At 74.8% G+C, this 24,511-nt stretch carries 29 protein-coding genes; 17 read left to right on the forward strand and 12 right to left on the reverse strand.

Features of this window, described 5'->3' with window-relative positions; all coding sequences use genetic code 11:
• Positions 1-192 precede the first annotated feature (192 nt).
• From IE109_RS20555 to IE109_RS33240, 5 genes are all read left to right on the forward strand, one after another.
• On the forward strand, positions 193-1,560 hold the full coding sequence (locus tag IE109_RS20555; RefSeq protein WP_189552421.1) for a S1 family peptidase: 1,368 nt from the start codon (positions 193-195) through the stop codon (positions 1,558-1,560).
• A gap of 101 nt (positions 1,561-1,661) precedes the next feature.
• Positions 1,662-2,069 (forward strand): hypothetical protein, encoded by a 408-nt coding sequence (locus IE109_RS20560; protein WP_189552422.1) that lies wholly within the window; start codon positions 1,662-1,664, stop codon positions 2,067-2,069.
• Between the two features lie 140 nt (positions 2,070-2,209).
• Positions 2,210-2,449 (forward strand): type II TA system antitoxin, ParD family, encoded by a 240-nt coding sequence (locus IE109_RS20565; protein WP_189552423.1) that lies wholly within the window; start codon positions 2,210-2,212, stop codon positions 2,447-2,449.
• A complete protein-coding gene (locus tag IE109_RS20570) occupies positions 2,449-2,823 on the forward strand; it encodes a toxin Doc (protein WP_189552424.1) in 375 nt (124 codons plus the stop codon). The genes IE109_RS20565 and IE109_RS20570 overlap by 1 nt, the downstream gene beginning before the upstream one ends.
• 160 nt (positions 2,824-2,983) lie before the next feature.
• Positions 2,984-3,610 carry a phospholipase A2 gene (locus IE109_RS33240; protein ID WP_229891331.1) on the forward strand — a complete coding sequence of 209 codons (627 nt, stop codon included), beginning with the start codon at positions 2,984-2,986 and terminating at the stop codon, positions 3,608-3,610.
• A 37-nt stretch (positions 3,611-3,647) separates the two neighbouring features.
• On the opposite strand, the gene IE109_RS20580 is transcribed toward IE109_RS33240, so the two are convergent.
• Positions 3,648-4,193 (reverse strand): VanZ family protein, encoded by a 546-nt coding sequence (locus IE109_RS20580; protein WP_229891333.1) that lies wholly within the window; start codon positions 4,191-4,193, stop codon positions 3,648-3,650.
• Positions 4,194-4,362: 169 nt separating this feature from the next.
• Here IE109_RS20580 and IE109_RS20585 point away from each other — a divergent pair, with 169 nt between their 5' ends.
• Positions 4,363-4,554, forward strand: coding sequence for a DUF6381 family protein (locus tag IE109_RS20585; protein WP_189552425.1), 192 nt, complete (start codon positions 4,363-4,365; stop codon positions 4,552-4,554).
• A gap of 166 nt (positions 4,555-4,720) precedes the next feature.
• Here IE109_RS20585 and IE109_RS20590 read toward each other — a convergent pair whose 3' ends face one another.
• Positions 4,721-5,149: an Asp23/Gls24 family envelope stress response protein gene (locus IE109_RS20590; protein WP_189552426.1), complete on the reverse strand. Its 429-nt coding sequence runs from the start codon at positions 5,147-5,149 to the stop codon at positions 4,721-4,723.
• 294 nt (positions 5,150-5,443) lie between these two features.
• On the opposite strand from IE109_RS20590, the gene IE109_RS20595 reads away from it, so the two are divergent.
• The 3 genes from IE109_RS20595 (at position 5,444) to IE109_RS20605 (ending at position 6,504) form a co-directional block, all read left to right on the forward strand.
• A complete protein-coding gene (locus IE109_RS20595; RefSeq protein WP_189552427.1) occupies positions 5,444-5,647 on the forward strand; it encodes a cold-shock protein in 204 nt (67 codons plus the stop codon).
• Between the two features lie 149 nt (positions 5,648-5,796).
• Positions 5,797-6,117, forward strand: coding sequence for a DUF8825 domain-containing protein (locus IE109_RS20600; protein ID WP_189552428.1), 321 nt, complete (start codon positions 5,797-5,799; stop codon positions 6,115-6,117).
• Between the two features lie 39 nt (positions 6,118-6,156).
• Positions 6,157-6,504 (forward strand): DUF6233 domain-containing protein, encoded by a 348-nt coding sequence (locus tag IE109_RS20605; protein ID WP_189552429.1) that lies wholly within the window; start codon positions 6,157-6,159, stop codon positions 6,502-6,504.
• A gap of 34 nt (positions 6,505-6,538) precedes the next feature.
• On the opposite strand, the gene IE109_RS20610 is transcribed toward IE109_RS20605, so the two are convergent.
• Entirely contained in the window at positions 6,539-7,441 is a 903-nt protein-coding gene (locus IE109_RS20610; RefSeq protein WP_189552430.1) for a S41 family peptidase, read from the reverse strand.
• Positions 7,442-7,569: 128 nt separating this feature from the next.
• Between IE109_RS20610 and IE109_RS20615 the strand changes: the two genes are divergently transcribed.
• Positions 7,570-8,073: an FBP domain-containing protein gene (locus IE109_RS20615; protein WP_189552431.1), complete on the forward strand. Its 504-nt coding sequence runs from the start codon at positions 7,570-7,572 to the stop codon at positions 8,071-8,073.
• 154 nt (positions 8,074-8,227) lie between these two features.
• On the forward strand, positions 8,228-8,515 hold the full coding sequence (locus tag IE109_RS20620) for a DUF3040 domain-containing protein (protein ID WP_189552432.1): 288 nt from the start codon (positions 8,228-8,230) through the stop codon (positions 8,513-8,515).
• Positions 8,516-8,553: 38 nt separating this feature from the next.
• On the opposite strand, the gene IE109_RS20625 is transcribed toward IE109_RS20620, so the two are convergent.
• Positions 8,554-8,718, reverse strand: coding sequence for a hypothetical protein (locus IE109_RS20625; RefSeq protein WP_189552433.1), 165 nt, complete (start codon positions 8,716-8,718; stop codon positions 8,554-8,556).
• A gap of 79 nt (positions 8,719-8,797) precedes the next feature.
• Positions 8,798-9,223 carry an Hsp20/alpha crystallin family protein gene (locus IE109_RS20630; RefSeq protein WP_189552434.1) on the reverse strand — a complete coding sequence of 142 codons (426 nt, stop codon included), beginning with the start codon at positions 9,221-9,223 and terminating at the stop codon, positions 8,798-8,800.
• Positions 9,224-9,533: 310 nt separating this feature from the next.
• Between IE109_RS20630 and IE109_RS20635 the strand changes: the two genes are divergently transcribed.
• The gene (locus IE109_RS20635; protein ID WP_189552435.1) at positions 9,534-10,943 is read left to right on the forward strand and encodes an RtcB family protein; all 1,410 of its coding nucleotides are present in this window, start codon (positions 9,534-9,536) and stop codon (positions 10,941-10,943) included.
• A 30-nt stretch (positions 10,944-10,973) separates the two neighbouring features.
• Here the strand turns inward: IE109_RS20635 and IE109_RS20640 are convergent, their stop codons facing one another.
• The 4 genes from IE109_RS20640 to IE109_RS20655 are packed head-to-tail and all read right to left on the reverse strand — an operon-like array spanning position 10,974 to position 14,050.
• Positions 10,974-11,429 (reverse strand): archease, encoded by a 456-nt coding sequence (locus tag IE109_RS20640; protein ID WP_189552436.1) that lies wholly within the window; start codon positions 11,427-11,429, stop codon positions 10,974-10,976.
• Complete coding sequence (locus IE109_RS33245) at positions 11,419-13,125, reverse strand: IclR family transcriptional regulator domain-containing protein (RefSeq protein WP_229891335.1); 1,707 nt, start codon at positions 13,123-13,125, stop codon at positions 11,419-11,421. Before IE109_RS33245 ends, IE109_RS20640 begins: the two co-directional genes overlap by 11 nt.
• Positions 13,126-13,130: 5 nt before the next feature.
• A complete protein-coding gene (locus tag IE109_RS20650; protein WP_189552437.1) occupies positions 13,131-13,724 on the reverse strand; it encodes an RNA polymerase sigma factor in 594 nt (197 codons plus the stop codon).
• A complete protein-coding gene (locus IE109_RS20655) occupies positions 13,721-14,050 on the reverse strand; it encodes a hypothetical protein (RefSeq protein WP_189552438.1) in 330 nt (109 codons plus the stop codon). The genes IE109_RS20650 and IE109_RS20655 overlap by 4 nt, the downstream gene beginning before the upstream one ends.
• A 224-nt stretch (positions 14,051-14,274) precedes the next feature.
• Here IE109_RS20655 and IE109_RS20660 point away from each other — a divergent pair, with 224 nt between their 5' ends.
• The 4 genes from IE109_RS20660 (at position 14,275) to pstS (ending at position 21,557) form a co-directional block, all read left to right on the forward strand.
• The gene (locus IE109_RS20660; RefSeq protein WP_189552439.1) at positions 14,275-14,460 is read left to right on the forward strand and encodes a hypothetical protein; all 186 of its coding nucleotides are present in this window, start codon (positions 14,275-14,277) and stop codon (positions 14,458-14,460) included.
• A 229-nt stretch (positions 14,461-14,689) separates the two neighbouring features.
• Entirely contained in the window at positions 14,690-15,133 is a 444-nt protein-coding gene (locus IE109_RS20665) for a MarR family winged helix-turn-helix transcriptional regulator (RefSeq protein WP_189552440.1), read from the forward strand.
• A 401-nt stretch (positions 15,134-15,534) separates the two neighbouring features.
• Positions 15,535-20,304: a hypothetical protein gene (locus IE109_RS20670; protein WP_189552441.1), complete on the forward strand. Its 4,770-nt coding sequence runs from the start codon at positions 15,535-15,537 to the stop codon at positions 20,302-20,304.
• A gap of 170 nt (positions 20,305-20,474) precedes the next feature.
• Positions 20,475-21,557: a phosphate ABC transporter substrate-binding protein PstS gene (gene pstS, locus IE109_RS20675; protein ID WP_229891336.1), complete on the forward strand. Its 1,083-nt coding sequence runs from the start codon at positions 20,475-20,477 to the stop codon at positions 21,555-21,557.
• Positions 21,558-21,600: 43 nt separating this feature from the next.
• On the opposite strand, the gene IE109_RS20680 is transcribed toward pstS, so the two are convergent.
• A complete protein-coding gene (locus IE109_RS20680) occupies positions 21,601-21,870 on the reverse strand; it encodes a hypothetical protein (protein WP_189552442.1) in 270 nt (89 codons plus the stop codon).
• A gap of 88 nt (positions 21,871-21,958) precedes the next feature.
• On the opposite strand from IE109_RS20680, the gene IE109_RS20685 reads away from it, so the two are divergent.
• Positions 21,959-22,828: an ATP-grasp domain-containing protein gene (locus tag IE109_RS20685; protein ID WP_189552443.1), complete on the forward strand. Its 870-nt coding sequence runs from the start codon at positions 21,959-21,961 to the stop codon at positions 22,826-22,828.
• A gap of 174 nt (positions 22,829-23,002) precedes the next feature.
• Here the strand turns inward: IE109_RS20685 and IE109_RS20690 are convergent, their stop codons facing one another.
• Together IE109_RS20690 and IE109_RS20695 are read right to left on the reverse strand one after the other, a co-directional pair.
• A complete protein-coding gene (locus IE109_RS20690; RefSeq protein ID WP_189552444.1) occupies positions 23,003-23,368 on the reverse strand; it encodes an MmcQ/YjbR family DNA-binding protein in 366 nt (121 codons plus the stop codon).
• Positions 23,369-23,444: 76 nt separating this feature from the next.
• On the reverse strand, positions 23,445-24,311 hold the full coding sequence (locus tag IE109_RS20695; protein ID WP_229891411.1) for a hypothetical protein: 867 nt from the start codon (positions 24,309-24,311) through the stop codon (positions 23,445-23,447).
• Between the last annotated feature and the right edge of the window lie 200 nt (positions 24,312-24,511).

A 24,511-nucleotide genomic window follows, 5' to 3' on the forward strand; every position in this document is an offset into this window, starting at 1 on the left:
AGATCGAACCTCGGGCCGAAGCTGCCCACACGCTTGACGAGGAACATAGAGGCACCCCCCCCGAGGAGGGCGGGGCACGTCGTACCCCCGGTGACACCCGGAGGCGGCTGACCCGGTGAACCGAACGGTGCGGCGGCACGTATGGGAGGGCGACCTTTCTGTTTCGCACCGGTACGGCATTGGGGGCCATGGATGAAGCACGGGCGGCGCACCCTCCGGCGGGCCATCAGGCTGGCGGCCGTCGGGGGACTGCTCTGCGGCGGGCTGATGGTGTCGAACGCGGTGGCGGGCGAGCCGGCGCCGGCGGCCGGCCGGCAGGCCACCTCCGCCGTCCCGCCCGCAGCGACGGCCGCCGGACTCGTGGCCCGGCTGGGGACGTCGCGTACCGCCGGCAGCTGGATCGGGGCGGACGGCCGCCCGGTCGTCGCCGTGACCGACGACGCCACGGCCACCGAGGTGCGGCGGGCGGGGGTGCGGGCCGAGGTGAAGCGGCACAGCATGGCGGACCTCCGCTCGGCCACCGATGCCCTGGAACGGGCCCCCAGGGTGCCGGGCACCGCGTGGACGGTGGACTACGCCTCCAATCAGGTCACGGTGTACGCGGACCGCACCGTGTCCGCCGGTGACTGGTCGCGCATGTCCGGCGTCGCGCACCGGGCGGGCGACTTCGTCCGGATGCGGCGGACCGGGGGTGCCTTCACCACCAGGATCGACGGCGCGGTCCCCATCTTCAACGGGACCGGCCGCTGCTCGGTCGGGTTCAACGTCACCGACGGGCGGGACAACTACCTGCTGACGGCGGGACATTGCGGCCCGGTCGGCACCCCCTGGTTCCGCGGCGCGGCGGGCGACGCACGACTCGGGACGACGGTCGCCCGCACCTTCCCGGGCAAGGACTTCTCCCTCGTCCGGTACGACGACCGCGGCGCGTTCGACGGCGGCAACGCCGTCGACATCGGCCAGGGCCGGAGCGTGCCGGTGGTCGGTGCCGCCGACCCGGTCGTCGGCCAGGAGGTCTTCCGCAGCGGCAGCACCACGGGGCTGCGCTCGGGCCGGGTGACCGCGTTGAACGCCACGGTGAACTACCGCGAGGGCACGGTCGGCGGACTGATCGCGACCACCGTCTGCGCCGAGCCGGGGGACAGCGGCGGCCCGCTCCTCGCCGAGGGTCTGGCCCTGGGGGTGACCTCGGGCGGCAACGGCGACTGCGTGGAGGGCGGCATGACGTTCTTCCAGCCCGTCATCCCCGCGCTGACGGCCCTCGGCGTCCGTGTCATCGACGGGCGCACGGCCGCAGACCGGAACACCGCCGCCGCTCCGTCCGCGCCCCCGGCGGGCACACCGTCCCCGGGCGGGGCCGCGCCGCCCGCCGAGGCCGTCGCACCGCCGGGCGGTACGGTCCGGGGGCCGGTCACCCCCATCGTCGAGGCGCGCCGGCTCGTCCCGGGCCTGGGGATCATCGGCGTGAGCCTGCTCGCCCTGCTCGCCGTCGGCCGGCTTCTGGCCGACCGCGCCGACCGCGACCACCTCCGTGCGCACTACTCCCAGCACTGGGGCTGACGCTGGATGGATTACCCGGTTCGTGTCGGATAATCCGGTTATCGACCTACGTGCTTATGGTGGGCCCTCCGAAGCCACCCCCTAGCCTGGGAGACATAGCAATGGGTCAGTCCGCACGTACCTGGGGCGCCGTCATCTCCACCGCCGCGCTGATCGCCGGCTCGGTCGGAACGGCCGTCGCCGTCTCGTCCCCGTCCTCCGCGCCGAAGAAGCCCGCGGTCACCGCCGGGCACACCGCCGCGACGGCCGACGCCACGGTCAAGAGCGTGCGCGCCTGGCAGCAGTTCCGCATCCGCGGCGTGGTCAAGAGCCTGCGCCCGGGCAGCCGCGTCACCCTCCAGCAGAAGCAGCACGGGCAGTGGACGACGCTCCCCGCCTCGGTGAGGACGACGTCCCGCTCCACCTACAGCATGCGCGTCGTGCTCGGGATGAAGGGCCACAACAAGCTGCGCCTCGTCGACAGCCGCAAGCGGGTCGTCTCACCCGTCATCAACGTCCGGGTGCGCTGACGCCGGTCGCCCCTTCGTGGGCGGCACCTCGGGCCCGGTGGCCGGTGCGCGTGGGACCGGCGCCGGGCCGTACGAGTCACCGCCCGGGGCGCCCGTCGTCGCGCTGGCCGGTCCGGTACCTACTAGGTACCATCACCGGTATGCCGTCCTTGAACATCACCTTCACCGACGAGGAGCTGGAGGAGGTCCGCGCCGCGGCGGCCGCTGAAGGCAAATCGCTCAAGCAGTACGTCCACGACCTCCCCCTCCGCGAACGGCAACGGCGGCAGTTCGTCCGCTACGCCGTCTCCTGGGGCGAGGCCCACCGCACCGAGTTCGACGAGGCGTTCCCCGACGAGATCCCCCGGGCCGAGGAGCGACGGGGAGGCGCGGCCGCCTGATGGTGTTCTACATCGACGTGCCCTGGCTCCTCGACGTCCAGGAGCAGGCCGTGCCGGAGGACGTGTCCGTGTCGGACTACTCCGCCCTCGTCGCGGCCGTCGCCCGGCACAAGACCCGCATCCCGCGCCCCACGACGGCCGAACCCGACCCCGCGTGGCGCGCGGCGGCCCTCCTCCACACCCTCGTACGCCTCCAGCCGCTGCCGCACCGCAACTCCCTCTACGCGTGCCAGGTGGCCGTCGCCTACATGCACGCCGCCGGTGAGGGCATCGACGCCCCCTACGGAGCGCTGGTCGAACTGGTCCGCGACATCCAGGCGGCGAAGGCCACGGTCTACCAGGCGGCGGACCGCCTCCGCGGCTGGCGGATCTGACCGCCGGCGGGCCCCGCTCCCCGCGCGCGGGGGGCGCGACGGGCCGCGCATGCCGGTGGCATGTGCCCCGTACAGGCTACTGCCGGCAACCTCGCACCCGGCTGATCGTTTGCGGTCATGGACGTACCCCTTCGCCCATGACCCACTCACTGGAGGCCCGATGCGCCGGAAGCTCCCGACGACCGTCGCCGCACTCGCGTTCGCCACCTTCACCGCCCTGAGCGGCGTCGTCGCCACGGCCGGCGCCGGCGTCGCCGCGGACACCGTCCGCACCCACACCGCGCCGGCCGACACCGCCCCCGCCGACACGATCCCGATCGGCGTCGTGCCCACCGGGACGATCCCGGTCGGCGTCGTCCCGGTCGGCATCGTCCCCACCGGCACCGGCATCCTTCCCGTTCCGGTAGCGGACCCGGCCCTGCGCGCGGAGGCGGACCGGATCATGAACCTCACCTACCGCGGGTTCGCCCGCACCCCGCACGTCGAGCCGTTCGACTGGACGACGGACGGCTGCTCCGTACCCGTCGGATTCGCCCCCTACAGCCAGGTGTTCCGTCCCGCCTGTGTGCAGCACGACTTCGGCTACCGCAACTACGGCGCGAACCACGAACTGAGGCTCAGCCCGACCCGCGAGACGAAGAACTGGATCGACAGCCGGTTCCGGACCGAGATGGAGCGGATCTGCCAGGACACCTACGTCTCCCACCTGGCCGGCCTGAACTGTGTGAACGCGGCCCGCGCCTACTACGTGGCCGTCAGCCTCGGAGGTGACGCGGCGTTCTTCTGACGGTCCGTCCGGCCGGGCGGGCGCGTTCCTCCGTGCGCTACCGCTCGGCCGGCGGCGTCGCCGGCCCACCGGTGAAGCGGTGCCACCAGTGGTGCCGCCTGGGGTGCACGGCCCGGCCGAGCCGGCGGCCGAGCAGCAGGTAACCCAGCAGCGCGCCCGAGGTGTTGAGCAGGACGTCGTCGACGTCGAAGGCCCGCCCCGTGATCAGGGCGCCCTGGACGAGTTCCACCAGCAGCATCACCAGCGCGGTGACCACCGCCACGCGCACCAGTCCACGTGCGCGGGGCACCAGCACCGGCAGCAGGACGCCGAAGGGGACGCCCAGCAGGACGTTGCCGCCGAGCTGCTTGAGGGTGTCCCGGAAGGCCGGTTGTGCGAGGTAGTCGCGGATGGAGTCGCCGGGCCGCAGATTGGTGTGCGTCATCGGCTCGGAGGCCGCCGATGGTTCCAGGGTCAGCTTGCCCAGCACCACGGCGAAGGCCACCATCGCCGCGAAGGCCAGCAGCATCGCCGCCGCCCGGCCCCAGCGGGGCGCTCCCCGTCCGTCCCGTACTCCCTTGCCGCGCAGTTCCGTCCGCGCCATCACAGGCCCCCAACTCAGGTCGGTCCGCTTCAGCTTCCGTTACCCCCGACGGGGCAGGGCACGCGCCGTGACGATGGGTGACCGTCCGGGATGCGGATGCGGGGAGGCTCTGTTTGTCTGATCTGGCCCGGCCCCAGTGGCCGTCAACCGGACGGAAGGCAGGATCACGATGAGCATCGCGGACGAACCCGGCAACCGGATCCGCCGGATGCGCGCCAAGGCGCAGGAGCTGGAGCAGGCGGCGGAACACGCCACCGACCCGCAGGAGAGCCGGCGGCTGCGGGACAAGGCCCGCCGGCTCAAGGACCAGAGCGAGCAGGAGGGCGGCATGGCCGGCGGGGGCACCGACCCGATGCGGTGACCCAGACCCACCGCGACCTCTCGCAGGTTCGCCCGGGCCCACGCTCCCGGGGCGCGGCGCGCCGACACGGCGGCCGTACGAGGCGCGGCGGGCGGCAGCGGCCCGGCGCCGGCCGCCGCCCGCCCCTTCGCCCGGCCGGTGGACGCGGGCGGTCGGGGTCGCGGTCCTAGCGGACGCGTCCCTCCGGGGCCTCCTCGTCGTCGTCCTCGGGCAGGTGGACGTCGTCCACGGCGATGTTGACCTCGACGACCTCGAGGCCCGTCATGCGTTCCACCGCCTCCACGACGTTCTCGCGCACGGCTCCGGCCACGTCCGCGATGGGGACGCCGTACTCGACGACGAGTTCGAGGTCGACGGCGCTCTGGCGCTCGCCCACCTCGACCTTGACCCCACGCGTGATGCTCGCGCGCCCGCCCGGTACCCGGTCACGGACGGCCCCGACGGTACGGGCCAGGCCGCCGCCCAGAGCGTGGACCCCGTCCACCTCCCTGGCCGCCATTCCGGCGATCTTGACGACCACCGCGTCCGCGATGGTCGTCCTGCCCCGCGCCGCCGGGTCGGCAGCGGGGTTCCTCGAACCGCTCGGCTCCGTCATGAGGTAGCCACCTCCTCGGGTGCGAAGGATCGGGGGAGTCCCTCATCCCAGGGTGCGCCCGGTGCCCGGCCCCCGCACGCGGGGCACCGCGCGACACGCGGCGTGACACGCACCGGCCGTGTGCGCTGCGTAGCGGCGCGACCACTGTTCGGGTACGGTCGAGGACAGAGAAGTCGTGGTTCCGAAGTGTGCGCCCGTGATCGCGATCACGGGCGTTCGTGCTGTCACACCCCATGTCGGGCCCGCACTCTCCGGGCCCGCACGGTGCGGGCCGTTCACTCATAGGAGGCCGATATGGCTACCGGAACGGTCAAGTGGTTCAACAGTGAGAAGGGCTTCGGCTTCATCGCCCAGGACGGCGGCGGGCCGGACGTCTTCGCCCACTACTCCAACATCACCGGGGGTGGGTACCGCGAGCTGCTCGAGGGGCAGAAGGTGACCTTCGACGTCACCGACGGCCGCAAGGGCCCGCAGGCGGAGAACATCGTCTCGGCCTGACGTCCTGGGCGGGGCGGCCATGGACCGCGCGAGCGCGCAGCGGCGCGGAGCGCCGCCGTGGCCGCCCCGCCGTCATGCCGGCCCGTGCCGCCCCGCCCATCCGTGCCCTGCCCCTCCCCGGCGAATCGAACAGGCGTATGATTCTTGCCATGGCCGGATATCGCTTCCCCGACGACCTGCGCGCCGCGCAGACCCGCTTGCACCGGGCGACCGCGGAACTCACCGCCCTGTGCCGCAAGCTCCCCCGGAGCGCCGAGCCCCTGCCCGGCCGCCCGGACGGCCCCGGCTGGACGGAGGAGGAGAAGGAAGCCGTCGCACGGCTGCGCACGGAGTGCGTCGAGCTGTCCCTCCGCATCAGCACCCACGCCCACTGGTACGCGTTCGAGGCGGAGGAGCGCGTACGGGCGCGCTCCGAACTGAAGGCCGTCACGCGGACGCCACCGCAGCGCGGCACCACCGAAGCCGCCTGACCCCGTGCCCCCGCCCACGACGTCCGACAGGACAGGACCGTGTCCGATCCACTGCCGTCCCCGTACCCGCCCGACGACGAGCGCCTGGCCGCCATCGAGGCGTATCTGACCGTGCAGATCATGCACGTCAGACAGCAGCGCGCGGCGAAGGCCAGGGAGCGGGAGATCCAGCAGCGCACGGCTCCGCCGGCCCCGCCGCCGTACCGCCTCCAGCGCAGCCTGGACGCCACCCGCACCCCGGTGAAGGTGCACATCGGGACCTGCGCGCTGGCCGGCCGGGGCGCCTCCGGGGTGTCGGGGGAGACCGCGCGGCGCGCCCTCGCGGAGCAGGTGGAGGCGTGTTCGGTGTGCCGCCCGGACACCGAGCTGGGCGTCATCGACGGCTAGCGGGTGGCGGTGCGCCGCCCCGCAGCCGGGCTCGTCAGGCTCCGGTTGCGGCGAGGGCGCGCAGGGCCGCCTCGTGCGCCGTGTCGAGTGCCCGGTCGGCGGGGACGGGTACGTCGGGGATCACTCCGACGCCCTCCCAGTTGGTGCCGGTGACGGTGTTGACCGTACGAGCGCTGGGGACCGTCACGAGGACGTGCTCGGCCACCGGGTACCGGGCGGTGGGGTGGGCGCCGCCCCGGGTCGTCTCGCCGTACACCGTCGCCCGGCCGTGGGCCTGGAGCGTGTACGCCACGTCCTCGCCGCCCGAGAACGTCAGGGCGCTGGTCAGCACGTGGACCGGCCGGTCCAGGTAGCGCGGGGCGGGGAGGTGGGCGACGGTCCAGAACTGGCGGGTGGAGTCGGTCGGGCGGTCGTAGATGTCGTTGAGGTGCACCTGGTCGTCCGGGAAGAAGTAGCTGCACCACATCGCCGCGCCCTCGGGGGCGCCGCCCCGGCAGCCGCGGAGGTCGAGTATCAGGGCCGAACTGCGGGCGACCAGCTCCATCGCCGCGCCGATCGCCCGCCCGCCCTCGCCCGCGTCCGCGATGCGCCGGATGTCGACGAGCCCGACGCCGCCGTCCAGCAGCTCGAACCGGCGGATGCCCTGGTTCTCCGCCCTGAGCAGTTCGAGGAAGGCCGACCGGCCGTCGTCCGCGACCGCCGGGTCCATGTCCTGCGGCTCGTCCGTCCACAGCAGCCGGAGGTGCTTGTCCGGGCAGACCTCCTGGAGGTCGGCGGTGACCGCCTCGCAGAGCGCCGGGCCCTCCAGGCCCTCGTACGCGCCGGCGCCGAGGCGCCGACGGATCGCGGTGTCGATGGCCGCGGTCCTGCCGGGGAAGACGTATCCGGCGGTGATCCGGTCCAGGGCGCGGGTGATGATCTCTGCGTTGGCGGGCATGACCGGTCATCGTAGGCCGCCAACGCCCTTTCCTCGAACGCTTTTACGCGGCACGGACGGCCGGCCGCACGGCACGGCGGCGGTTATTGGGATGCGGCCCGACCGGCCCCTGCGTAGGGTCGACGCCCGTGGAACCGCTCAGTGAGAAACAGATCCGCTCGTCCTTCGTGAACTGCACCAAGGGCGAGGCCATGCGGCTGAAGCTGCCCGCCGACTTCGCCGACCTGCCCTGGGAGGACCTGGACTTCCTGGGCTGGGTGGACCCCGGAGCTCCGCTGAGGGCCCATCTCGTCCTGCCCCGCGCGGACGGTCCGCTGGGGATCACCCTGCGCGTGCCGGCGGTGGGACGGACCAGTGCGGTGAAGTCCAGCCTGTGCCAGATCTGCCTCACCGGACACGCCTCCTCGGGGGTCACCCTGCTCGCCGCCCCGCTCGCGGGCGCACGGGGCCGCGAGGGCAACACCGTCGGCGTCTACGTCTGCTCCGACCTCGCCTGCCCCTTGTACGTACGGGGGAAGCGACAGCCGAAACTGCGTTCCGGACGGTACGAGGAGTCCCTCACCGTGGAGGAGCGGGTCTCCCGCATGGCCGGAAACCTGGACGCGTTCGCCGCCAAGGTCACCGGCGGCTGAGACGTCCCTCGCGCCGTTCCGCCCGCCCCCCGCCCCGCCCGCTCCCGCCCGGGGCGGGAGCGGGCGGGGCGGTATGGGGAGCATGGAGGGACAATACGGACAGGGAGCGCCGTTGCTCCCGCGTACGAGTCCATCGGCACGAAGCGGGGCTGCCATGGAGCACGAACCGGAAGCACGCATCATCGGACGGATCGAGCGGGGGCTCACCAGCGACGATCCGGAACTCGCCGCCCGGATGGACACGCTCAACGCCCGGTTCTCCGAGGAGGGCCGGGGCGGCGGGCCCGTCCCGCCGAGAGCGAGGCGGAGCCGTCGCGCCCGGACCGTCCTGGTTCTGGTGGTCATCGCCCTCGTGGGGCTGTTCCTCACGATGATCCTCAACGCGTCGTCGGGGGAGACCCCGGCCCCGCCCAGCAGTCTCGTCCCGGCCGCGTCCCTGTGAGCGGGCCGGGCCGGCCCCGCCGGGGCCGTCCCGGCCCGTCAGCCGCGACCGGGCGCGATGCGCCCGAACGCGGACCGGACCCGGTCGTGGCGCCGCACGTCCGTCCACACGTCGGCCGGGTGCGGACGTGACACGTACCAGGCCCAGGCACTCGCGCCGAGGCCGGTCAGCAGGGGGACGGCCAGCCAGGCCAGTGCGGCCACAGTGATCTCCCTTCGGATCGGTCGAGGAACGCGCGCGCCGGTGGGCGCGCCCCGCGCGGGGCGCGCCCACCGGTCAGGGTCAGGACAGCAGTTCCCTGCGGCCGCCGCCGGTGGTGATCTCGATCTTGCGTGGCTTGGCCTGCTCGGCGAGCGGGATGCGCAGGCTCAGCACTCCCGCGTCGTACGCCGCCTCGATGCGCTCCGTGTCGAGGGTCTCGCCGAGGAACACCTGGCGGGTGAAGGTGCCGGTGGGCCGCTCGGAGATCACCGGCTCGACGCCCTCCCCGCCGGCCACGGGCTTGCGCTCGGCCTGGACGGTCAGCACGTTCCGCTCGACCTTCAGGTCCACCGTGTCGGGGTCGACGCCCGGCAGGTCGAACATGACCCGCACCGAGCCGTCCTCGCGCCAGGCGTCCATCGGCATCGCCGCAGGGCGCCGCGCACCGTCGAAGAGCTGCTGAGTGAAGCGGTCCAGCTCACGGAAGGGGTCCGTCCGCATCAGCATCGAGTCGTCGCCTCCTCGTCGTCGTCATCCTTAGTCGTGGTGAGTCAAGCGCGGTGGCTCGCTCGACATTTATATAGCTCGCACCAGACAAGTTGACAAGTTCGGACTCAAGTTTCCTGCCCGATGTCGCGCGGTGGCGGTACGGTTTGCGCCACTCCCGACGCTCCGGACCGGCCGAGGTCACCCCGACGCGCCCACGTCACACCGGAACGGCGGCCGCGTTTACCCCGTGCGGCGCGGGAAACGCGGCACGGGTGCCGGCTAAGCACGACACGGCGCCGGGGGGACGCAGGCCGCCCGGGAGGCTGGGATGGAGTACGTCGAAGAGGGCCCCTACCGCTACCGCATCGCCCCGCGAGGGTCCATGCGCGTGCCGGGTGTGGTGTTCGCGTCCCGGGCGCTGCTGAGGGACGCCGAGAAGTCGCTGGAACAGGTCGTCGACGTGGCGGCCCTGCCGGGCATCGTGGAAGCCTCGTACGCCATGCCCGACGTCCACTGGGGCTACGGCTTTCCCATCGGGGGAGTGGCCGCCACCGACGTCGGCGACGGCGGTGTGGTCTCGCCCGGCGGAGTCGGGTTCGACATCTCCTGCGGGGTGCGGCTGCTCGCGGCCGACTGCGACCGCCGGAGCCTGGAGCCCGTGCTCCCCTCGCTCATGGACGGACTCGGCCGTGTCGTCCCGCGCGGCGCCGGGCCGGGCGGCGTCTGGCCGGTGACCGGCGCCCAGCTGGAACGGATCCTTCGGGACGGTTCGCGGTACGCGGTGGAGGAGGGGCACGGCGAGGAGCGGGACCTGTGGCGCTGCGAGGACGGCGGAGCCGTCGCCGACGCGGACCCCGAACGGGTGGACGACCGCGCCCGGGAGCGGGGGCTCGGCCAGGTCGGCAGCCTCGGCTCGGGGAACCACTTCCTGGAGGTCCAGCAGGTGGCCGAGGTCTACGACGAGCCCGTGGCCGCCGCGTTCGGCCTCGCGGCCGGCCAGGTGTGCGTGATGATCCACTGCGGCTCGCGGGGGCTCGGCCACCAGATCTGCTCGGACCACGTACGGCTGATGGACCGGGCCATGGCGCGGTACGGGATCACCGTCCCCGACCGGCAGCTGGCGTGCGCCCCGGTCGACTCGCCCGAGGGCCGCGCCTACCTGGGCGCGATGGCCGCCGCCGCCAACTACGGCCGCGCCAACCGGCAGCTGCTGGCCGAGGCCGCACGACGGGAGTTCCGCCGCGCGGCCGGCGCGAGCCTGGCGCTGGTGTACGACGTGTCCCACAACCTCGCCAAGATCGAGACCCACCCGGTGCGCGGCCGCCCGCGCCGGCTGTGCGTACACCGCAAAGGAGCCACCCGGGCGTTCCCGCCCGGTCACCCCGAACTGCCCGGGGACCTGCGCGCGGTGGGCCAGCCGGTGCTCATCCCCGGCACGATGGGAACCGCCTCGTACGTCCTCACGGGCGTTCCCGGTGGCGGTGCCTTCCACTCCACCTGCCACGGAGCGGGCCGCGTGATGAGCCGCCACCAGGCCGCGCGCACCGTCGGCGGCAAGCAGCTGCGGGAGCGGCTGGAGGCGGACGGCATCGCGGTGCGCCCGGTGTCGTGGCGCGGCCTGGCGGAGGAGACCCCCGAGGCCTACAAGGACGTCACCGAGGTGGTGGCGGCGAGCGAGGGCGCGGGGCTGGGACGGAAGGTGGCCCGCCTCGTCCCGCTGGGCGTGGTCAAGGGCTAGGCCGTGCCCGCACTCGCCCACCCGTCGGCGTCAGACGTCGACCGTCACCGCGCACGACCATCCGTAGGGGTCCGGGGCCAGTCGCAGCTCGTGCCAGGACACGGCCTTCGGCACCGCACCGGTGATCGGCACCGACGCCACGTCCGTCACCGCCATGCGGACGTCCAGCCCGCCCTCCACCGTCTCCACCTCGACGTCGACCGGCACATCACCGTCCACCTCCAGTCGGAACACCACCTCGTCCAGCAACGCCGCCAGCAGGTCGTCGTCGCTGCACTCCGTCACCTGCACCTGCCGTACGGCGGTCGCCCGTTGCCCCGACAGGTCCGCGAAGCACTCGACCATGCCGAGCACCGCCTCCACCAGGCACTGCTCGCGACTTCCGCCCCACGCCTCGACGCGCACGTCAGCCGTGTGCGGCACCGTCCGGTGCCCGCTCGCCCCGGGGCGGCGGACCCGTGTGTCGTCGTCCGTGTCACCGGCCATGCCGACCGCGTGCCCCTCCCGCCCCGCCCGCATGCCTCCCGAGCGGCACCGGTTGCTCCGAACCGCCGGGAACGCCCGTACGGGCGAAGGCCGCCGCACCGTCGTCGCCGGGGGGCGCGCCCTGACCGGCGGCGGACGGCTCCTCGGCGAGGAGCAGGGTCGCCAGGAGCGCCGCCGAGCGGTTGCTCAGCGCGTCGGCCGCTTCGAGGAGCCGGTGCTGGTGCGCGAGGGGCAGGGACAGCGCCACGCATCCGGCCCGGCCGGCCACGGTGAGGGGGAACGCCACGCACACCTCGTCCTCGGAGTACTCGAGCAGGTCGAACTGTGCCGCCAGCGGCCCGTGGTGGTCCAGGGCCTGGAACAGATGACGGTGATCGGTGATGGTGCGCGACGTCAGCGGGACGGGCCGGCGCCGGTCGAGGTGGTCCATCCGCTCCTCGAAGTCCAGCTGCGCCAGCAGGCTCTTGCCGACCGCGCTGGCGTGCGCGGCCTCGCGGAACGGCACCCACTCGCGTACCGCCGGAGCGCCCGGCCCGGCGGCGTACTGCGTGATGCGGACCTCGCCGTCGGTGTAGCGACTCACGTAGACCGCCGCGCCGACCCTGTCCCGCAGCTCGGACAGCACCGTCCGCAGGGCCTCCTCGCGCTCGGTGCCCCGGTGCCCGGCCCAGACGCGCAGGAGCGGTCCGGGGGAGTACACCCCCGGTTCCGGGACCGCCACCAGGTGCTGTTCGGCCAGCCAGGCCAGGAGGCGTTCCAGCACCGGCGCCTCCAGGCCGGTGCCGCGCGCGAGCTCGGCGGCGCTCACCGGCCCGTCCGCGCCGCCGATCGCGTGGAGCACGTCCAGTACGCGCATGGCGTGCTGCCACCGCTGGGCCGACTCGTGTGCGGACGGCACCCGCTGGGCGAGGTCCGTCAGGGACGGGGACCGCATGGGCGACGGGGTCCACAAGCGGCTGCGCCCCGCGTGGCCGCCCGGAACCCACAGGCCCCCGGCCGGTGCGGGCGCGGGCGCGAGCCCGCCGCCCCGAGTCGCCGGGCCGGACGGCCGGTCCGCCCCGTGGCCGGCGACCGGCGCGGCCACCGGCCGCCCGGGTGCGGGCACCGCCGGGCCGGGCTGCGTGTCCGCGCGGCCGGGCACCGGTGCCACCGGCTGCGTGTCCGCGCGGCCGTCCCGGGGGCGGCCCGGGCGCCCGCCGCCCGGCGACGCGGCCGGCGGCCGTCCGAGGGCGGCGCGGACCTCGTCGGCGAACTCCGGGTCCTGCGCCGCGCCCACCCGCCCCGCCCCACCCGCGGCGACGCCCGGGCCCAGCAGCTCCCGGGCGTCGCCGTGCCCGCACCGGGCCGCCTCGGCCACCAGGAACTCCGCGTCGTCACGGCCCTCGTCCCCGAACCGGCGGTGGACGACGACCGCCAGGCGGAACAGCGCTCCGGGGTGGCCCTGTTCGCCGGCCCGGCCCAGCAGGTCCCCTGCCGTGGCCAGCTCGCCGCGCCGCAGCGCCTTGGTGCCCAGCCGGTAGAGGGAGTTCGCCATGGCCCGCTCCTCCTCCGCCGTGTCGTCGGAGACGGGGCCGCACGCCCCGTACGGCCGGTCCCAGAAGTCCCCCGCCCCCTCCAACTCCCTCAGCAGTGCGGTGAGCCCGGCCGGAACCGGCGGTTTCGAGCACTCGTCCCGCGGACCGTCGTACCTGCTCACATCACTCACCTGATTCCCTTTCCGTGCATCGCCGTGTCCTTCCGCCGCTGAGGGCGGCAATGCCGTCCGAGCCGGCGCCGCAGCTCGACGACCGCCTTGTGCCGCTGGACCCGCAGGTTCTCCAGCGATATCCCGAGCACCTCGGCGATCTCCTCGTCCTCCAGCCCCCGGGCCTGAAGCTCGACGATCCGCCTGCGCGAACCCGGCGCCATCTCCTCGATGGCCGGCACCACCAACTCGTGCAGCACCCGCAGGTCCCCGGCCGGCGCGGGCGACCGCCGCTCCTCCAGACGGGTCAGCTCGGCGTCGGCCACCAGCACCGACCGTTCGCCGCGGAACGTGCTGACGGCCATGTTGTGCGCCGCTCTCAGCAGGTAGGACATCAGGCGCTCGCCCGGGGCGGCCCGCCCCGTGACGCACGCGCGGGCTACCCGGAGGAACGCCTCCTGTGCCACGTCCTGCCCCTGGACCAGCGAGATGCGGAAGGTCCGCCGCAGGGCGTACGGCGCCTGCTCGATGTACGCCGGATAGATCTCCAGCAGGCGACGGCCGAGGCTGCCCCGCAGCCCGAGTGGCTCACCGGGCGGTACGTCGGTCACCACAGGCCGCTCTCCTCGCGGCCCCCGTCCGGGGCCGGCCGCGCCGTCCAGACGGTCAGCGCGCTGCCGTCGGCCGCCTCGTACCGCACCACCCAGGGCACCAGGCGCCCACACGGCCGCTGAGGCGTCACGCGTTCCGCGTCGAAGTCCGTGCCGCCGCGCGTGCCGGAATCCGTGCCGAAGTGCGTTCCGCGGTCCGTGCCGATGCCCGCACCCGGCGGGCGCCGGGCAAGCCGCTTCCGGAGCCGGCGCCGCACGGCATCCAGTGCCTGAGCGGCGCCCAACGCGGCCGTGACCCATCCGACCCAGTCCAGGGACGACGTCATGCAAGGGCTCCCGATCTTCCGTGAGAGGGCGCGGCGCGGTTCGCGCCGTCACCCTTGGACGTCTCGGAGGGCCGGGACATTAACGCGTGATCACAAGAGATCGAAGATGATGGATCGGTGGCCGGCCATGACGCGATCGTGTCGAGACATGTCGGGACGGGACGGGAGTCGACCGTCGACCGGTCGGGGTCGCGGAGCGCGGGACGGCGTCGTAGACAGAGGGCATGAGCGAGGAGAAGACGTGGTGGCATCCCGGTGAGATCGTTCCGGCCAGCGGGATCTACGAGTGCGACTGCGGAGCCGGACACCACTGGAGCACCGACGTCAAGGGGCACCGCTTCCCGCCCCTGCCGGCCGGCTGCACGGGCGGCTCGTGGTCGGTGAGGACGCAGGCGCACCCGGACGACTGAGCCGCGGCACATGCGGAGTCGCCACCGGTGGCCGCGGTATGGCGGCGGCCCAACCGCCGGGTCACCGAGCGGATGGGCGTCCTCCACGAACGCGTGCCTTCGACGACGAGCCGTGAGCCGGCACCGGTTCGAGAAGCGGATCGCGCCGGGAGGCGGCCCATCGTCACCTCGTCGGGGGAGTACCCGGCGGCGCGGTTATGCTCGGAGCCCCCGTGCCATCCGAGGAGCCATGACCACGCCCGCACCGAGCCTGCCCCAGCTGCTGATCGAGGCCAAGCGCTGGTTCGACGAGGCGTTGCGGGAGAGCATGCGGGCGGCGGGCGAAGAGCCGGTGACGGCCGCCCAGGGCGCGGTGTTCGCCACCCTGGACGACGGCGGCACCACCATCTCCGAGCTGGCCCGCCGCGTCGGTGTGACCCGCCAGACCGCCCACCAGGCCGTCCACGGTCTCATCGCGATCGGCCTGCTGGAGCAGGTCCCCGACCCGGCCTCCGCCCGCAGCCGCCTGATCCGCACCACCGCCGAGGGCGCCCGCGTCCACCGCCGCGCCCTGGCCACGCTGGAGGTCCTCGAGGACCGCCTGGCGGTACGCATCGGCCAGGACGCCGTCACCGGTCTGCGGGCCGCCCTGACGGCCCCGTGGGGAGATCCGCCCCTCGTCGACGCACCCTGACCGCCCGCCGTCCACGGCCGGTCGCCCCTGCGGCGGGCCCCGCCCGCCCCTCCCCGCCGACCGACCTGCTGCCGCGTGGACCCCACCAACGCGGCCACCTACCCGCCACCCGCGCGCCAACACCCCGCCCGAGCCGGTCGTACCGGCCGCCCCGCACGCCCCCCGCACCGGCGCCACCGCCCGCAGCCAACGCACCGCACGCGCAGCCAACGCACCGCACCGCAGCCGACCGCACCGGCACGCGCGCGTCCGGCCGCGTCCGGCGCACGTGTGCGGTGCGCCGTTCGGCCGCCCGGAGCCGGCAGCCGGTCCGGGTGCCGCCCGTCCCGGCGCGTACCGGCGGCCGAGCGGTGGATCGGCAGCAGCCGGGGGTGTCAGTGGCCCGTGCCAGGATGCCTTCCATGATTGTCGCGCTGCCCACGACGCCCCTCTCCTCCACGCTGTACGTCGACTGGGTGCTGGCCCGGCACCCCGGAACCGCGCCCGCCGCGCGGGAGTTGCTCGGTGCCGTGGGCAGGGACCTTTCCGTGGCGCGCGAGAAGCCCGGGCGGTTCCTGGACGGAGTCGCGATACGCGCCCGGCGGCTGCCGCCCGCCCATCTGCCGTGGTTCTGGGACACCGTGGGCCACCGGCTCACCGCCGCGGTCCGGTCGCCGCGTCACGCCGCCCGGGCGTACGGGGAGGCGAGGAAGGCCGAGCGGGTGCACGCCCTGGCGGTCGACGCCGACTTCCACCGGGCCAACACCCTGCTGTTCGCACGCGCGGGCGCCCTGCCCGCCGCTGAGCTGACGGCGTACCAGCGGTGGCTCGCGGCCGGCTTCCCCCCGAAGGAGGCCCACGAGGAGTACGTCCGGCTGCTGACCGTCTGGGCCGCGTCCCCCGGCGACCTCCCGGCCGACCTGGCGCGCCGCGTGCGGGCCTCGGCCCGGTCGGCGGGACTGGGCGCCGACGAGGACGCCCGGGTCCTGGGCGCGGTCCTCGCCCGGGCGAGCGGGAAAGCCCTGCCGGACGCCCTCCTCGGCGCGGCGACCGCCGTACTGGCCGAACACCCGCAGGGCGACGAGGTGAACGCCGCCCTCGTCGCCCTCTTCCCCACCTCCAGGAACGACGCCGCCTCCTGGCTGCGGCTGCTGGCCGGCTCGGGAGCGACCGAGGCCATGGCGGACGGCCGGATCGTTCCCGACGGCGGACCCGCCGCGTGGCTGGGCCGGTACGCCGGCGACTACGCCTTCCGCCCGGCGGGCGGCGGAATCATGCGCCAGCCCATGCCGCCGGAACTGTTCGAGCTCGTCACCCGGCTCGCCCCGCGGCTGCGCGCGGCCGGGGTCCCCGTGAGCATGCACAGGACCAAGTGGCAGTACACCGGGCTGGACGCCGACCTGCTCGACGCCTGCCTCGCCGAGGGCATCCCCGTGGAGGACCCGGGCGGACGGGTCGGGCTGCGCTTCTGGGGCGACCGGTCGCGCCGCGACCTCAAGGCCCTGGCCGAGGACCCCGTCTTCGGGCCGCGGCTCGAAGGCACCGTCCACGAAGAGCTGCTCCGGGGGCCCTTCTCCGGCCCCCGCGCGGCCGGTACGGCGATCACCCGCCTCCCCGAGAACTCGGGCATCGCCGCCGAGGTGCACCGCCGGGTGAACCGGCTGCTCGACGCACTGCGCGGCGGAGGGCTCGGCGCGGCCGACGAGGCCGTGCGGGAACTGGCGGCCCTCCTCGACCGGCCCACCGCCACCGCGCTGGACGGCATCGAGGAGGCCCTTGCCGCACTGGACCTGGTGGGCCCGCTGGCCCGCTCCCTGCGCGCCGGGCTGCCGGACGAGCTGGGCTGGCCCGCCCTCGACGACGTGCTCGCCGACTTCGCGCGGTGCGGCGACCAGGTCGCGGGCGTCACCTGCACCTGGCCCGTGCTCACCGTGTACAGCCGCACCCGCGCGGTCGCCGTCGACCACGCCGGCCGGCGCGCCGACCGCGCCTTCTCCGTCCCGGACGACGCCACCACCCACTCCGCGCACTTCGCCGGCGGGCACTTCCTCGTCGGCTGGACCACCACCGGCGCCGGATACGCCGAGCACGCCTTCTGGACCGACCGGCCCGAGGACGTCTTCGCACCGGAGAACGTCCTCGGCATCATCCCGTTCGGCGGCTCGATCAAGGGCGGCCTCGGCTTCCACTTCGAGACCGCCGACGGCGGCGGACGCCACGACGGGGAGCGCGTCCTGCGACCGGGGAGCCGCGAGGGCATCGGCGGGTTCGACCTGCAGATGTCCGACGGGCACCGGCTGTGGAGCTCCGACACCTACTCCGAGGGGTGGGCCCGCCTCGATCCCGCCACCGGCGCCCGCACCCGGGACACCACCCTCCCCGCGTTCCACACGTCCGGCGGCACGCCCCCGGGCACCGCCCTGTTCGCCCGGGCCTCCACCCTGGCGGCGCTCCCGCCCGGCGCCCCCGCCTCCCCGCTCGGACAGGAGGGCCGCCTGGCCGGCTGCCGGGTGTTCCACCGCACCGACCACCGCACCCCCGCCCCCACGGAGTTCGTCCTCCAGGGCATCGACGGGCGCGGCGCCACCTACCGGGTCTCGGAACAGGGGCAGGAACCCTGGGGCATCGTCCGTATGCCCGAGGGCGGCGAGGACGGCGTCCTCGCCGAGGAGGCGAGCATCCGCTGCCACGCCCGAGAGGACGGCTCCCTGCTCTGGGAAGTGCACGGCTTCCCCGCCCCGAACGCCCCCCGCCACCGGGCCACCCGACGCGGCCACGCCGGCGGCCCCTTCCCGCCGCCCGCCTTCTGGCACTTCCTCGCGCCCCGCCACGCCGCCTCCTCCGCCGCCCTGCGCGCGCTGACCGAGGAGGACGCGCGCGCCCTCCTCGCCGACCCCGAGCAGGTGCCGCCCGGCGTGTCCGACGCCAGGATCGCGGCCTCCGTCCGGCGGGCCGCCCGGCTGGCGGCCGACGTGCTGCGCCGCCGCGAGGAACTGTCCCGGCGGGTCGGCATCATGCGCTCCGGGCCGGCCGTCCATCTGCCGGTCCAGGTGCCCGACACCGAGCTGGTACCGGCGCTGTGGGGCCTCCTGCCGGAATCACGCGCCCACAGCGACCGGCGGGCCCCCCAGCCTTACCCGGCCACCCTCACCTCCGTCGCCGCGGACGGCGCCTTCCTGCGCGGCGCGCTCGACGACGAGACCCGGCGGCTCGCCCCGCCCACGCCGCCCTACGACTGGAGCGTCCTCCTCGGGCACATCGACGCCGCGGCCTGGCGGGCGGCCGTGCACACCACCGGCGACCGGGACCGGGCCGCGCTGACGGCCCTCCTGGAGATCTGGGCCCAGCAGCCCTTCGCGGTACGGGGCAGCGCCTGGCGCACCGGCCGGGCCCCCGCCGTCTCCTCCACCGGCCCAGGCTCCCCTTCCGGGGCCCCCGGCCGCGCCGGCGCCGCCGAAAACCCGGACCTGCGGGCCGCCGTCTCCGGACCGCCCAACTGGGCCGGAACCGTGCGCTTCGTCCAGCCGGCCGACGCCCCCGCACCGGCCGGGACGATCCCCGCCGAGGAGGTGACCAACCGCGACCGGGCGTCCGCGCCCCACACCGTCACGGTCACGGTGACACGCGACGACGCCTCCCGGCTGACCCGCTTCCTCGCACTCCTCGCGGAGCACGGACCGCTGCCGGTGGCCCCGGAGGCCGTCCTCGCCTTCTGCCGCCGCACCGGAGCCCGGCGCTCCCTCGCGACCCTGGTCCTGGCGGGACTGCCGCGCCCCATGGGGTATGAGGAGCGGAAGAAGCTGCTGCGCTCGGCGCCGTACAGGGCGGACAAGGACGCCGCGTCCGTGTACGACGGACTGCCGCACACCATCGGCCCCGCCGGCACCGCGGCCATCCTCGCCGCCGGGGTCCCCGACGACCCGGCCGACCTGTGGGCGGACGGCGGAGGGGTCCGCGCCGCCGAGCGGATGGCCGACGAGTGGAACCGGCTGATCGGCCGCCGCCCTTACGCCGACGAGGACCTGGCCGTCGCCCTGGAGACCGAGCTGGGGCTCGACATCGCATGGGCCCGGCGCCTCTCCGCGCCCCCCGCCCCAGCCCCCGCCCACGGGCCCGGCAGCTCCCTCCCCGTCCACGAGCCCGGCCCCGTTCCCGCGCCGGACCCCGTCGCAGCCGGCGACGAGGAGGCCGTCGCCGTCCCCGAGCCGGACAGCGCAGCACCGCGCTTCGTCCTCGCCGGAGGCAGCACCGGCGGCCTGAGCCTCCACCACACCCGCGACGACGGCCGCCCCGGTGACGTCGTCCGCTCCTCCGACCTCCCCTTCACCCGGCCCGCCACTCTTCTGGCCTGGCTCCTCACCGAGCGCCCGGTCGGCGACCCGGCCCGCGCACACGTCCGCGCGCTCCACGCCGAGGTGCTCCGCACCCTGCACGACCCGGGCATGCTCGTCCCGGCCGGCCGGCACCCCGAGCCGGCCCGCACCGCGCCGGCCGACCCCGCGTTCGCGCCGTACGCGGGTCCGGTACTGCCGTGCACCTGGTCCGCCCACGGGCGCGACAACCCGCCGGTGGTGTACGACGACGGCTGCGTCGTCGTCGCCGTACCCGGTCAGGAGGTCTTCCTCCGCCCGTCGGGGCTGGCCACGCGCAGGGAGAGCGCCTGGGCGGACCGGGCCGCCCGCCGGATCGAGGTGTTGTACGCCGAGGAGGGCGGACTGGCCCGGATGGTCGGGCGCGCCGAGCGGACCCCGGTGCCGGCGGGCGCGTACGAGGCGAACCCGCGCCACAGCGTGCCCGGTCTGACCGCCGAGGTCGCGGACACCCTCGCCGTGGGACCGGACGCCGCCGCTCTGTACCTCCAGCTCCTCGCCCTGGCCCGGCCCACGGACCGGAACGTACGGCGCTGGAACGGCTGGCCGCCGGCCCGCCACAAGAAGGCGCAGGCCGAGCTGGTGGCCGTCGGCGCCGTCGACACCGGACAACGCCCCCGCGCGGGCCGGACGGCGTTCGTACCCGGGCCGTGGACCGAACTCGCCACCCCACACCTGCCGTTGGAGGCGGCCAAGCCCGCCGCGTACGGCGCCACGACGGACGGCGGGGTCGTCCAGGGCCCCTTCTCCCGCCTCCTGCCGCCCCTGCCCCTCCACGAACTCTTCGCCGGCGCCTGGACGGAGGCGGCGGCCCGGCGGTGACGCTCGACGCGACCGAGATGGTCTCGCCCTTCGTCCGAACGACAGCGTCCGTTCGCCGGCCCGTCACCGTCCGACCGTCCGGGTGGACGAGCATCGAGGCTCCCGCCCGAGGAGAGGAACGACAGGTGCAGCGTCGACGGGCACATCGCGGAGGTCCGGTGGGAACACGCGTGGCTGCGGCGGTGACAGGGGGTGCGCTGCTGCTGTCCGCCTGCGGCACCACCACCGCCGTCACCGACGACGGCCCGGGGCCCACGCGCACGAGCAGCATCGTATGCGCGCGGCAGGGCCGGCTGGCCGCGTCCGGCTCCAGCGCGCAGCAGAACGCCATGAAGCACTGGACGCGCCGGTACCAGCAGGTCTGCCCGGCGGTCGAGATCCGTTACGTGCCCATCGGTTCGGGCGGCGGTGTCGCCCAGTTCCTGCGCGGGGCGACGGTGATAGGAGGGACCGACAGCCCGCTGAAGCCCGACGAGGTGGAGCGGTCCCGCGAGGTGTGCCGGGGCGGCCGGGCCATCGACCTGCCCATGGTGGGCGGGCCCATCGCCATCGGCTACAACCTCTCGGGGGTGCGGGACGTCGTCCTGGACGCCCCCACCCTGGCGAAGATCTTCGACTCCGAGATCACCATGTGGAACGCACCCGAGATCCGGCGCCTCAACCCGGGCACCGAGTTCCCCGCCACCCCGATCACCGCCGTCCACCGCTCCGACGAGTCGGGCACCACGCAGAACCTGAACGCCTACCTCGCCGGCGCCGCACCCGAGCAGTGGCCGTATCCGAAGGACAAGGCGTGGCAGGCCAGGGGCGGCCAGTCGGCGGCCGGTTCCGACGGCGTCGCCTCCCGGGTGCAGATCACCGACGGCGCGATCGGCTACGTCGAACTGTCCTTCGCCAAGGCGAAACGCCTCCCGACGGTGAGGCTCGACACCGGCGCGCCGGAACCGGTCGCCGTGTCCGCCGAGACCGCCTCGGCGGGCATCGCCACGGCCCGTGTGAAGGGCGAGGGCCAGGACCTGGCGCTGGCCTTCGACTACGGCACCAGGGCGAGCGGAGCGTACCCGATCGTCCTCGTCACGTACGAGATCGTCTGCGACACCGGCAACCAGGCGGACGTGCTGCCCGCCCTGAAGTCCTTCCTGACCTACACCGCGAGCGCGGAGGGACAGAAGGACCTCTCACGGATCCACTACGCGCCGCTGCCGGACGACGTGGCCGCACGCGTCCGGCAGGTCGTGGGCCGCCTGTCCTGAGCGCGGCGGGCCGCCGCGACCGGGGCCCGGCCTGCGGACGGGTTCACGGGCTGTCGCCCGTCCAGTCCCAGTGCGCCGGGTCGGTCGCACGGCGCCGGTAGTGCGCGCGGCCGCCGGAGCCGTACCGCCCTATCTCGGTCGGCAGCCGGGCCTCCTCGGCGAGCCGGGCCGCGCTCCAGCCGGTGACGTCGAGGAGGAGCCCGTCGAGGGGGCCGCCCACCAGTTCGCCGTAGGCCCGGCCGGGCCGGGGGCCGGGATCCGGGTCGTCGTGATCGGCGCCGTAGACCCGGCGCCGGAGGATGCTGTCGTCCATACCGGTCAGCTTCACATCCGGCACTGACAACGGGCGCCGTACGGCCGGGCGCGGGTTGTCGCCGAGTGGCGCGGATAGGGTGCCGGGCATGGGGGCGACGTTCATCTTCTGCGCGGATCCGCTGCGGCCGCGCCATACCGACCGGCACTTCGCGGACGAGGCACGGGCGGCTGGCGGACCGGGCCGTACCGTCGCGCTGATCGACCACGACGCGCTGGTGGCCGGTGACGCCACCGCCGCCGTGGCGCGGGTCCCGGAGGGGAGCGGGGCGGCCTGGTACCGGGGCTGGATGCTGACGGCCGGGCAGTACGGCGCCCTGCGCCAAGCCCTGGCCGCTCGCGGGGTGACCCTGCTCACCACGCCTGAGCGCTACCGGCGCGCCCATGAACTGCCCGGTTGGTACGACGTGTTCGCCCCGGTCACCCCGCGCAGCGTGTGGCTCCCCGCCTCGCCCCTCGTACCCCCCGCCCGTCCGGCGCTCGTCCGGGCGGTGGCGTCGCTGGGCGGCGGACCGGGGATCGTCAAGGACTATGTGAAGTCCCGCAAGCACGAGTGGGACGAGGCCTGTTTCGTACCCGACCTGACCGACGCCCGGCGCCTGGCGTCGGTCGTCGCCCGCTTCGTGGAACTGCGCGACGACGCCCTTGTCGGCGGTGTGGTGGTCCGTGCCTTCGAACACTTCCGCGCCGGCCTCGGCGAGGCGCGCCTGTGGTGGGTGGACGGCGACCCGGTCCTCCTCACGGCACACCCCGACAGCCCCGGCCTGCGCCCCGAGCCGGACACCGACGCCGTCCGGCCGCTGGTCGCCGCGCTCGGCTGCCGCTTCGTCACCACCGACCTCGCCCTCCGGGAGGACGGCGAGTGGCGGGTGGTGGAGGTGGGCGACGGTCAGGTGAGCGACCTGCCGCGGGATGTCTCGGCGGAGCCGCTGTTCCACCGCCTGGCGCAGGCCGGTTGACGCCGCCCCGGTGCGTGCGGCGGTGTCACCGGGCGGCTCGCGTACGGCGGAGCTGTCGGGCGAGGCGCGGCCGGCGGTGCCCTCCGGCGCGTCCCGGCGGGCGGCGCGCCTCCCGCCCGCCGCCGGCCCCCGGGTGCGCGCCGGCGCCGCCCGCTCCGCCGCTCACCGGGCCGTTCACCGAGGGCCGCCCGCGCCCGGGCGCAGGTCGGGGTGCTGCTCGGCGAGGCGGTCGGGCGCCGCCTGTCTCCAGGAGTCGACGAGGATGTCGTGCAGTTCCTCCAGGTCCTCCAGCGCGGCCAGCCGTACCCGCACCCACGCCGAACTCGCCTCGTGCGGCGGTACCCAGAACTTCTCCGGTTCGGCGGCGATCAGTTCCGCGCGCTCCAGCTTCGGGCAGCGGACCGCGAAGGACGTCCGGTCGTCGGGGACCGTGACGTACATCTTCCCGGCCACCCGGAAGGTGGGCATGCTCCATGCCTCCTTCTCCACCGTCTCGGGGAGGGAGAGCGCGATTCGGCGGACGTCATCAGCGTCGATCATGGGCCACACGGTAGCCAGTGCCACTGACACCCGGCCCCGCCGCGGGCGGTGTCAGCGGCCCCCGCCGCGGGCGGTGTCAGCGGGTGCGCACCGCCGTGACCGTGAAGCGCTCCACCTCGGCGATGTGCCCGCCGGTCATGGCCACCACCGTCAGCACCGCGTCCTTGGCGCCCTTGAAGGTGACGGTGGACGACCACGGCTGCCGGTGACCGCCCGCCGGAGTGCAGCAGGACTCGCCCAGCGGCGCCGCCGACGACGGCTGGCGCACCTGCACCCGGATGCTCTCGTCCACACCGCTCATCCGTCCGCCGACGGTCATGGGGGAGCGGACCACCGATCCGTACACGGGCCGGGTCAGGGTGAAGTCGGTGTCGTCGGTGCCCACGACCACCCAGGGCGCGTCGCGGCCGGTGCCGTACCGCGCGAGGTGGACGACCGCCGCGGTGCCCGAGTCCTCGGAGCCGCTCAGGCCCACGCCGACGCGGGCCCGTGCCGCGCCGATCGACCGCGAGGTGACGCGATCGATCTCCCCGAAGCCCAAGTAGCCGCGGGTGAACGACAGGGCGGTCTGCTCCGGGTCCAGGTGCCACGGCTGATGGCCGCCCGCGCGGTGGTCACGCTGCCACGCCTGCGCCTGGCCGAGTGTGGTGAAGGGCCAGATGGGCTGCAGGCTCCCCAGGCCGGTGACCGGAGCGCTGCCGTCGGGCCCCGGCGTGGTGGACGTGTCGGGCGCCGGCGTGGCCGGGGCGGCCCCCGTCGGTGACGGCAGGCCACCGGAGGTGGGCGTCGGCGTCGGCGCCGGCTGTGCCGACGAGGACGGTCTCGGCGCGGCGGACGACGTCGTCGGCGCGTCCTGGCGCCCGTCCGCGCCGCTGCATGCCAGCAGCGACGAACCGGTCACGAGCGCGACACCGATGAGGCGGAAGCGGAGCCAGACGTTCATTACTGCCCCAGGGAACGCGTGCCGACCGTCGGCACTGTTCGTCCGTCCATCGTGCCACGGGACCGAGCCGCTTCCCAGAGCGCATGGCACCCACCCGCCAGTGAAAAACCCCCGCACGGGACGGAAGTGAACCAAGTAGCGTGGCGGACGGATGGTGTTCGTACCCATCGACGGACACACCGATACGGGAGGACTGCGAA

It is taken from the genome of Streptomyces lavendofoliae, from assembly GCF_014649735.1.
Taxonomy (GTDB): Bacteria; Actinomycetota; Actinomycetes; order Streptomycetales; family Streptomycetaceae; genus Streptomyces; species Streptomyces lavendofoliae.

What these genes read in the sequence shown, in the direction of transcription:
- IE109_RS20680 (WP_189552442.1), bottom strand. Translation starts at nt 21,870, where the DNA reads ATGGACGACAGCATCCTCCGGCGCCGGGTCTACGGCGCCGATCACGAC.
- IE109_RS20635 (WP_189552435.1), top strand. Translation starts at nt 9,534, where the DNA reads ATGGAGTACGTCGAAGAGGGCCCCTACCGCTACCGCATCGCCCCGCGA.
- IE109_RS20670 (WP_189552441.1), top strand. Translation starts at nt 15,535, where the DNA reads ATGATTGTCGCGCTGCCCACGACGCCCCTCTCCTCCACGCTGTACGTC.
- IE109_RS20620 (WP_189552432.1), top strand. Translation starts at nt 8,228, where the DNA reads ATGGAGCACGAACCGGAAGCACGCATCATCGGACGGATCGAGCGGGGG.
- IE109_RS20555 (WP_189552421.1), top strand. Translation starts at nt 193, where the DNA reads ATGAAGCACGGGCGGCGCACCCTCCGGCGGGCCATCAGGCTGGCGGCC.
- IE109_RS20665 (WP_189552440.1), top strand. Translation starts at nt 14,690, where the DNA reads ATGACCACGCCCGCACCGAGCCTGCCCCAGCTGCTGATCGAGGCCAAG.
- IE109_RS20660 (WP_189552439.1), top strand. Translation starts at nt 14,275, where the DNA reads ATGAGCGAGGAGAAGACGTGGTGGCATCCCGGTGAGATCGTTCCGGCC.
- IE109_RS20590 (WP_189552426.1), bottom strand. Translation starts at nt 5,149, where the DNA reads ATGACGGAGCCGAGCGGTTCGAGGAACCCCGCTGCCGACCCGGCGGCG.
- IE109_RS20560 (WP_189552422.1), top strand. Translation starts at nt 1,662, where the DNA reads ATGGGTCAGTCCGCACGTACCTGGGGCGCCGTCATCTCCACCGCCGCG.
- IE109_RS20585 (WP_189552425.1), top strand. Translation starts at nt 4,363, where the DNA reads ATGAGCATCGCGGACGAACCCGGCAACCGGATCCGCCGGATGCGCGCC.
- IE109_RS20630 (WP_189552434.1), bottom strand. Translation starts at nt 9,223, where the DNA reads ATGCTGATGCGGACGGACCCCTTCCGTGAGCTGGACCGCTTCACTCAG.
- IE109_RS20580 (WP_229891333.1), bottom strand. Translation starts at nt 4,193, where the DNA reads ATGGCGCGGACGGAACTGCGCGGCAAGGGAGTACGGGACGGACGGGGA.
- IE109_RS20565 (WP_189552423.1), top strand. Translation starts at nt 2,210, where the DNA reads ATGCCGTCCTTGAACATCACCTTCACCGACGAGGAGCTGGAGGAGGTC.
- IE109_RS20610 (WP_189552430.1), bottom strand. Translation starts at nt 7,441, where the DNA reads ATGCCCGCCAACGCAGAGATCATCACCCGCGCCCTGGACCGGATCACC.
- IE109_RS33240 (WP_229891331.1), top strand. Translation starts at nt 2,984, where the DNA reads ATGCGCCGGAAGCTCCCGACGACCGTCGCCGCACTCGCGTTCGCCACC.
- IE109_RS20690 (WP_189552444.1), bottom strand. Translation starts at nt 23,368, where the DNA reads ATGATCGACGCTGATGACGTCCGCCGAATCGCGCTCTCCCTCCCCGAG.
- IE109_RS20695 (WP_229891411.1), bottom strand. Translation starts at nt 24,311, where the DNA reads ATGAACGTCTGGCTCCGCTTCCGCCTCATCGGTGTCGCGCTCGTGACC.
- IE109_RS20685 (WP_189552443.1), top strand. Translation starts at nt 21,959, where the DNA reads ATGGGGGCGACGTTCATCTTCTGCGCGGATCCGCTGCGGCCGCGCCAT.
- IE109_RS20595 (WP_189552427.1), top strand. Translation starts at nt 5,444, where the DNA reads ATGGCTACCGGAACGGTCAAGTGGTTCAACAGTGAGAAGGGCTTCGGC.
- IE109_RS20655 (WP_189552438.1), bottom strand. Translation starts at nt 14,050, where the DNA reads ATGACGTCGTCCCTGGACTGGGTCGGATGGGTCACGGCCGCGTTGGGC.
- IE109_RS20640 (WP_189552436.1), bottom strand. Translation starts at nt 11,429, where the DNA reads ATGGCCGGTGACACGGACGACGACACACGGGTCCGCCGCCCCGGGGCG.
- IE109_RS20570 (WP_189552424.1), top strand. Translation starts at nt 2,449, where the DNA reads ATGGTGTTCTACATCGACGTGCCCTGGCTCCTCGACGTCCAGGAGCAG.
- IE109_RS20600 (WP_189552428.1), top strand. Translation starts at nt 5,797, where the DNA reads ATGGCCGGATATCGCTTCCCCGACGACCTGCGCGCCGCGCAGACCCGC.